General features: G+C 73.7%; 3 protein-coding genes and 2 pseudogenes. All 5 read right to left on the bottom strand.

Annotated elements, in window-relative coordinates; all coding sequences use genetic code 11:
* Positions 1–1,937: molybdopterin-dependent oxidoreductase (locus CCN56_RS26935; protein WP_086830559.1), on the bottom strand; the 1,937-nt coding region annotated here is incomplete at its 3' end.
* Positions 1,938–2,126: 189 nt separating this feature from the next.
* The gene (locus CCN56_RS26930) at positions 2,127–3,218 is read right to left on the bottom strand and encodes a proton-conducting transporter membrane subunit (RefSeq protein WP_306300637.1); all 1,092 of its coding nucleotides are present in this window, start codon (positions 3,216–3,218) and stop codon (positions 2,127–2,129) included.
* 73 nt (positions 3,219–3,291) lie between these two features.
* Positions 3,292–3,552: pseudogene (locus CCN56_RS45630) on the bottom strand (mandelate racemase); the annotation flags it as partial.
* 149 nt (positions 3,553–3,701) lie between these two features.
* A complete protein-coding gene (locus CCN56_RS26920; protein ID WP_086830557.1) occupies positions 3,702–6,776 on the bottom strand; it encodes an FAD-binding and (Fe-S)-binding domain-containing protein in 3,075 nt (1,024 codons plus the stop codon).
* Between the two features lie 3 nt (positions 6,777–6,779).
* Positions 6,780–8,135: pseudogene (locus CCN56_RS26915) on the bottom strand (thiamine pyrophosphate-dependent enzyme); the annotation flags it as partial.

The following is an 8,135-nucleotide window of genomic DNA, read 5'->3' as shown; positions in this document are numbered from 1 at the left end:
GAGTCCTCGTGCGGCGGCAGGTACTCCGCCGCCCGGATCACCGCCTTGCCGTCGGGGTTCAGGTGGCGGTATTCGGCGGCCGGTACCGGTGAGCCGGTGACGAGGTCCTTGCCGTACGACTCGCAGGTGTCGGGGTGGGCCCAGGAGACGCCGTCGGCGTACAGGCGCGGCGTCCCGTCCGGGGCCGCGTCGGTGCACGGCCACTGCACGCCGCTGCCGCCGCGCAGTCGGTCGTACGACAGGCCGGTGTAGTCGCACGGGCGGCCGGCGCTGCACCGCTTCCACGCCTCGAAGGCGGACTCCGGGTCGTGCCAGGTGACGAGCGGCCCGCCGTCCTTGTCACGGAAGTCCATGCGGCGGGCGTAGTCGAGGAAGACGTCGAGGTCCGGCCGTGCGTCCCCGGGCGGCTCGACGGCCCGCTCGGAGAGGTGCACGGTGCGATCGGCGTTGGTGAAGGTGCCGGTCTTCTCTCCCCAGGTCGCGGCCGGCAGGACGACGTCGGCGAGCTGGGCGGTTTCGGTGCGGAACAAGTCCTGGACGACGACGAACAGCCCTTCGCGGGTGAGGACGTCGCGCACGCGGGAGAGCTCGGGGAGGGAGACGGCCGGGTTGGTGCCGCTGATCCACAGCATGCGGAGGGAGCCCTGCTCGGCATACCGGAACATCTGCAGGGCGTGGGTCGGCGGCGCGTAGTGCGGGATGCTGTCGGGCTCGACGTTCCACACCTTCGCCAGCTCGGCCACGTGCTCCTCGTTCGCCCAGTTGCGGAACCCCGGCAGGTCGCCGTCGGCGCCGCACTCACGGGTGTTCTGGGCGGTGGGCTGCCCGTTCATCTGGAGCACGCCCGCGCCGGGCCGGCCGAGCATGCCCCGGATCAGGTGCAGGTTGTTGACCTGGACGGCCGCGGCGGTGGCCTGGTGCGACTGGTAGACGCCCTGCAGCACCGTGGACAGCAGCCGGTCCGCGGTGCCGAGCACCTCGGCCGCCTCCCGGATCCGGGAGGCCGGCACGTCGCAGAGGGCGGCGGCCCACTCGGGAGTGCAGGGCGCGACGGCCCGTTCCAGCTCGCCGAAGCCGACCGTGTGCCGTTCGACGTAGGGGCGATCGACGTGCCCGGCGCGGACGATCTCGTGCAGGAGGGCGTTCAACAGGGCCACGTTGGTGCCGACCCGCGGGGCCAGGTGCACGGACGCCCGTCGGGCCACCGGAGTGGGCCGGGGGTCGACGCACACCAGCCGGGGCGGATCGGCGCCCTCCAGACGGTCGAGCAGGCGCATCCACTGCACCGGCTGGGACTCGGCGAGATTGTGCCCGAACAAGGCGATGACGTCGGCGTGGTCGATGTCGTCGAAACTGCCCGGCTGGCCGTCGCACCCGAACGACTCCTTCAGCGCCTCGGCCGCGGTCGAGGTGCAGAGCCGGGTGTTGCCGTCGAGGTGCGGGGTGCCGAGGCCTGCCCGGGCCAGGACCGCGAGCGTGTAGTACTCCTCCAGGAACAACTGCCCGGAGGTGTAGAAGCCGATCGAACCGGGCCCGTGCGCGTCGAGCAGCGTGCGCGAGCGGGCCGCGACGAGGGCCATCGCCGAGTCCCAGTCCGTCTCGACGAGGCGCCCGTCCCGGCGCACCAGCGGCCGACGGAGCCGGTCGGCGGCACTGTTGGCCTGCCACGCGAAGGCGTCCTTGGGCCCGAGCCGGCCGCGGTTGACACGGTCGACGGTCCTGCCCCGCACGCCGACGATGCTTCCGTCCTTCACGGCGATGTCCATGGCGTCGCCGTCGGAATGCAGGAGCGAGGCCGTCTGCACCCAGCGTTCGACCTCGTCCTCCCGGACACCGTCGGCGAGACACGTGTCCCGGCGGGTGGGCCAGCGACGATCCCGTCCGTACGGGGTACGACTGCCCCAGGGCTGTGCGATGCGGTCCACCGAAGTCCTCACGGTCACCTCCCGGCCGGAAGCGGGGCCCACGTCCTTGCCGCCGCCCGGTCGCGGGGACAGGGAGCGGGCGGCGGCTCCAGGGGACGCCGTTTCGCGCATGCCCCCGTGGGGCGGGTCCATGCACGCGACACCCCGGGCCGGTGACCGACGGGCTTCTCCGCCCTGCCCGGCCGGCCCCGGCACGCCCGTTCAGATCTGGGTGACGAGTGCGACGCACAGGGCGGCGAGGCCGAGGGCGAGCCAGGCGAGGTAGTCGCCGAGGTGGCCGGAGTGCAGGCGGCGCAGCGTCCGTACCGCGCGGACGGTCCAGTGGCGCGTGGACGGTGCGGGGCCGCGGTGGTGGACCGCGGCGGTCGCCGGGGCGGCCGCGAGGACGGTGGACAGCAGCCCGAGGAGTACTCCCGCCACGGTCCACCCGGCGGCCGGCGTCGATGCGGCCGCCGACGGCGTGCCGGGCCCGGTGAGGACCGCGGCGGCGTACCGGGCGGGGTCGGTGAAGACGGACGCCGCACGGGAGAGGGCGGCGGCGACGGCCGGCAGGCAGCCGATGAGCGCGGCCAGGGCGAGCAGGACGGCCGGGACGACGGTCATGGGGAGCGGCAGGCTGCGCTCGGGTGAGCGGATCTCGGGTTCCTCGCCCTCGCCGGTGGTCTCCTCCTCGCCCGGGCGGCTGTGGGGCACGGGGCCCGTGCCGAAGAAGACGCGCAGGCCCGCGCGGAGCGCGGCGGCACCGGTGACGGCGGAGGCGGTGACGAACACGGCGGGGAGCAGCCAGGGCCGCCCGTGCCCGGCGGCGTCCTCGCCGAGCGCTTTGCCGAGGCCGGTGCCGAACGGCGGCAGCCTGGCCAGCGCCAGGGCGCCGGTCAGGAACAGCACGCCCACCAGGCGCAGTTCGCGGGCCCTGCCGTGCAGGCCGTGTTCGTCGACGGAGCCGTAGCGGTCGAGGAGCACTCCGGTGAGGGCGAAGAGCGCGGCTTTGACGCAGCCGTGCGCGGCGACGTACACCGCCGTGCCGGTGACGCCCGAAGGGGTGGGCAGGGCGACGCCGATGAGGAACAGGCCGACGTGGCTGACGGTGGAGAACGCGAGGAGCCGCTTGAGGTGACGCTGCTGCCAGCACATCAGGGCGCCCAGCAGAGCGGTCAGCACACCGAGGGCGGTGAAGGCGGTGCGGAAGGCATGGGGAGGGATGCCGCCCGGTCCGGAGAAGACGGTCCAGTACGCGCGCCCGACGCCGTACACGCCGAGTTCGACCATGACGCCGGACATCGGCATGCACACCGGGGTGGGAGGACAGGCGGAGCCCCAGGCGGGCGAGGTCGAGTTCACCGGTCCGGGCCCGGCCGAGCAGGTCGGCCAGCGGCAGTTCCAGGAGGCGGGCCTTGAGGTCCCACAGGGCGACGTCGATCGCGGAGACGGCGCCGGCGATCAGGCCGGGCCGGCCGGCGTTCCGCACCGCCCGGCTCATCGCCTCGTTCGCCGCCGGAACGTCGAAGACCGGCAGACCGACGACCACATCGTGGAGAAGCCCGGTGATCACGCCGGCGGTGGCCCGGTCGCCGTAGGTGTAGCCCAGGCCCGAGGCACCGCCGCCACGGGCCTGGACCAGGACCATGGTCGTACGGTCCCAGGCGAAGGTGCCGTCCGCCTCGGGGGCATCGGTCGGGAACTCGAAGACGTGCACCCGCAGGGACTCGACCGTCGGAGCGCCGGTGGCCGTGTCCTCCGGCGCGGGTCCGCGCCGCACCGCCTCGGGCAGGGACTTCATCGTGTCGCATCCCTCCGGATCCGGTGGCGGGCGCGGACGGCGAGGACGCCGCCCCCGGCCAGACCGGTCAGGGCGCCGGCCAGGCCCGCGGTCAGCCGGCGGGGCGGCGCCGGACGGAGCCGGGGGCGCGGGACCGCCTTCTCGGGGTGGTCGGCGGGCAGCGGCCCGTCCAGTGCCAGGGCGAGGGCCTCGGCCAGGTGCAGGGCCTGCCGGCCGGTCCCGGCCTGGTCGATCTGGGTACGGCAGCTGAATCCGTCGGCCAGGACGAGGGCGCTGGGCGCGGTGTCGCGCACGGCGGGCAGCACGCCCTGTTCGGCGATGGCCTGCGACAGGTCGTAGTGTCCCCGCTCGAAGCCGAAGTCACCGGCCAGGCCGCAGCAGCCCTCGTCGAGCACCTGCGCGTCCAGTCCGGCACGGCGCATCAGTTCCCGGTCCGCGTCGGCGCCGAGGACGGCGTGCTGGTGGCAGTGGGTCTGCACGGTCGCCGCCCGCCCGATCGTGGGCGGCCGCCAGCCCTCGGGGGCTCGGCCGGCGAGGTGTTCGGCGAAGGTCCGGGTCTGCGCCGCGAGGCGGACGACGTCCTGGTCGCCGGCGAGCAGGTCGGGGGCGTCGGCCCGGAAGACCGCGGTGCAGGACGGTTCGAGGCCGATGACCGGTGTGCCGGCCTCCAGCCACGGCCGCAGCGCTCGCGTGGTCCGTCCCAGGACGCGCCGGGCGGTGGCGAGCTGCCCGGTGGAGATCCACGTCAGACCGCAGCACACGGGCCCGTACGGCACCGCGACGCGGAAGCCGGCGTCCTCGAGGACCCGGGCCGCGGCGTCGGCGACGTGGGGGTGGAAGTGGTTGGTGAACGTGTCCGGCCAGAGCAGCACGGTGCGCGGGTCGCGCGGATCGGGCTGCGCGCCGCCGGATCGGTGCCAGGCCTCCTGGAACGACTCGGCGGCGAAGAGGGGTACGTCGCGGCGCGGGTCGATTCCGGCCAGCAGCTTTCCCGCCCGGCCCAGACCGGGGGCGTGCAGGGCGGCGTTCGCGAATCCCGGCGCGGTGCGGGCCAGCCGCGCCCACAGCGGCAGCCAGCCCATGGCGTAGTGGGCCGGGGGGCGGGGCCGGCCCCGGTAGTGGTGGGCCAGGAACTCGGCCTTGTAGGTGGCCATGTCGACCCCGACCGGGCAGTCGGACCTACAGCCCTTGCAGGCCAGGCACAGGTCCAGTGCGTCGCGGACCTCGGTGGAGCGCCAGCCGCCGGTGACGGGCGAGTCGGCGTGACCGCCGAGCATCTCGAACAGCAGCCGCGCCCGGCCGCGGGTGGAATGCTCCTCCTCGCCGGTGGCCCGATAGGACGGGCACATGACCCCGCCCCGGTGGGTGCGGCAGTTGCCGATGCCCACACAGCGCAGCACGGCCCGGCCGAAGTCGTTGCCGTCGTCGGAGTACGCGAAGTACGTCCGCTGCCGTTCGGGCCGCCAGGCAGCGCCCAGGCGCAGGTCGTCGTCGACGCGGCGGGGGCGGACGACCTTGCCGGGGTTCATCCGGTCGCCGGGGTCGAACAGCGCCTTGACCTCGCCCATCGCCTCCATCAGGGCGGGAGTGAACATGCGCGGCAGCAGTTCGCCGCGGGCCTGCCCGTCACCGTGCTCGCCCGACAACGACCCGCCGTACGAGGCCACGAGGTCGGCCGCGTCGAACAGGAACGCGCGGAAGGCCTCGACGCCCTTGCCCTCGCGCAGCTCGAACGGGATCCGGGTGTGCACGCAGCCCTGCCCGAAGTGCCCGTACAAGGAGGCCTGCTGGTAGCCGTACCGGTCGAAGAGCCGTTCCAGGTCACGCAGGTAGTCGCCCAGTTTCTCCGGGGCCACCGCGGAGTCCTCCCAGCCCTCCCAGGTCTCGGAGCCGTCCGGCGGGCGGGCGGTCACTCCCAGGCCCGCCTCCCGGGCCTTGAGCATCTCCCGTTCCCTCGCCGGGTCGTCGGAGAGCGCCACCCCGGGGTCGTCCTCGTCGCGGCCCAGCGACCGCAACAGCTCGTACGCCTGCTCGTCCGCCCGCTCCGTCGTGTCGCCGGTGAACTGGACCAGCAGCCAGCTGTCGCCCTCGGGCAGGCGCTCCAGCGAGTCGAGGTAGGCGTGCTCCTCGCGCATCAGCTGCGCCATGCGCCCGTCGATGGCCTCCAGCTGGGTGGGGCGGCTGTGTTCGAGGAGGACGGGGACGGCGTCGGCGGCCGCGTAGACGTCGTCGAAGCCGAGGACGAGGAGCGCCTCGGCGGCCGGTACCCCGACGAGCTCCAGCTCGGCCCGCAGGACGGTCACCAGCGTGCCCTCGCTGCCCACCAGCGCCCGGGCCACGTCGAAGCCGTTCTCCGGCAGCAGCGAGTCGAGGTTGTACCCCGAGACCCGGCGCGGGATCTTCGGGTAGCCCTGGCGGATCTCGGCCAGACGGCGCCCGACGACGTCCTTCAGGCCCTGGTACAGCAGGGCTTGGTCCCCGCCCTCGGCCGTGATCCTCGCGAACTCCGCCGGATCCGTACGACCGGCCCAGAACCGGGTGCCCCCGTAGGTGAGGACGTCCAGGCGGCGGACGTTGTCGACGGTCTTTCCGTAGGCCTGGGCGGAGGCCCCGCAGCTGTTGTTGCCGATCATCCCGCCCAGGGAACAGTGGCTGTGCGTGGACGGCTTCGGCCCGAACCTCAGTCCGTGCGGGGCGAGTCGCCGGTTCAGTTCGTCCAGGACGATGCCCGGCTCGACCACACAGGTCCGTGCCTCCGGGTCCACCGACAGCAGGCGGTCGCAGTACTTCGTCCAGTCGACGACCACCGCCTCGTTGGTGCACTGTCCCCCGAGGCTGGTGCCGCCCCCGCGGGACAGGACCGGCGCGCCGAACCGGGCGCACACGCCGAGCGCGGCGGCACCGGCCTCCACCGTGCGCGGCAGGACCACGCCGAGCGGGACCTGGCGGTAGTTGGAGCCGTCCGTCGCGTACGCGGCGCGGCTGCCCGGATCGAAGCGGACCTCGCCGTCCGTCTCGGCCCGCAGCCCCCGTTCGAGTGCGGCGAGGTCGACCGTCTGGCTGCCGGTCATCGGTCAGCCCCGTCCACCGCCGGGCAGGAGCTCCTGGAGCTTCGCCTTCACGCCCTGCCGGACCACCGATGCCCGGTCGCTGTCGCCCTTGAGGACCGACAGGGCCGCGTCCTTGATCTGGTCCCAGGTGGCGTGCGGCGGGATCGGGGGCACCGCAGGGTCCGTGCGGAAGTCGATGACGAACGGCCGGTCCGCCGCGAGGGCCTGACGCCACGCCGACTCCACGTCCTCCGGTCGTTCCACCCGCACCCCGTGCAGCCCCAGCTGCCGGGCGATGTCGGCATAGTGCAGATCGGGCAGGCCCTGCGAGGGCTCGAACTGCGGGGCGCCCTGCATGGCACGCATCTCCCAGGTGACCTGGTTGAGGTCCTGGTTGTTGAGCACCGCGACCACGATGCGCGGATCGGACCACTCCCGGTGGTACTTCGCGGCGGTGATCAGCTCCGCGAGGCCGTTCATCTACATGGCGCCGTCCCCGACGATCGCGATCGCCGGCCGGTCGGGATGCGCGAACTTCGCGCCGATCGCGTACGGAACCCCCGGCCCCATGGTCGCCAGGGTGCCCGACAGCGAGCCCCGCATGTCCCCGCGCATCCGCAGATGGCGGGCGTACCAGTTCGCCGCCGACCCGGAGTCCGCGGCCACGATCGCGTCGTCGGGCAGCAGCGCGTCCAGGGCGTGGACGACGTACTCGGGGTTGATCGGGTCCGCGGAGACCTCGGCACGGCGCTGCATCACCTCCCACCAGCGCGCCGTGTCGTCCTCGATCTTCCTGCGCCACGCGCCGTCCGACCTGTGGTCCAGCATCGGGATCAGCCGGCGCAGCGTCTCGCCGGCGTCACCGACCAGATTGACCTCGAAGGGGTAGCGCAGGCCCACCATGGACGGATCCAGATCGATCTGCACCGCCCTGGCCTGATCGAACTCGGGCAGGAACTGGGTGTAGGGGAAGCTGGAGCCCACCACGAGCAGGGTGTCGCAGTCACGCATCATCTCGTAGGAGGGACGGGTGCCGAGCAGGCCGATCGACCCGGTGACGTACGGCAGCGTGTCCGGCAGCGCGTCCTTGCCGAGCAGGGCCTTCGCCACGCCCGCGCCGAGCAGTTCGGCGACCTGCTGGACCTCCCTGCGGGCCCTGCGCGCACCCTGCCCGATCAGCATGGCCACCTTCTCGCCGGCGTTGAGGACCTCCGCCGCCCTCGCCAGCTCCTCCGCGGCCGGGACCGGAAGGGAGGAGGGGGCGCCGAGGCTGGAGGGGACCTGCTTGAACGCGTGCGCGGGCGGCTCGTACTCCAGCTCCTGCACGTCCGCCGGGATGATCAAGGCGGTGACCGTGCGCCGGGTGGCGGCCACCCGCAT

Origin of the sequence: Streptomyces sp. NRRL B-24572 (assembly GCF_002156145.1) — a bacterium.
Lineage (GTDB): Bacteria > Actinomycetota > Actinomycetes > Streptomycetales > Streptomycetaceae > Streptomyces > Streptomyces vietnamensis.
This window is presented reverse-complemented; position numbering and strand designations above follow the sequence as displayed.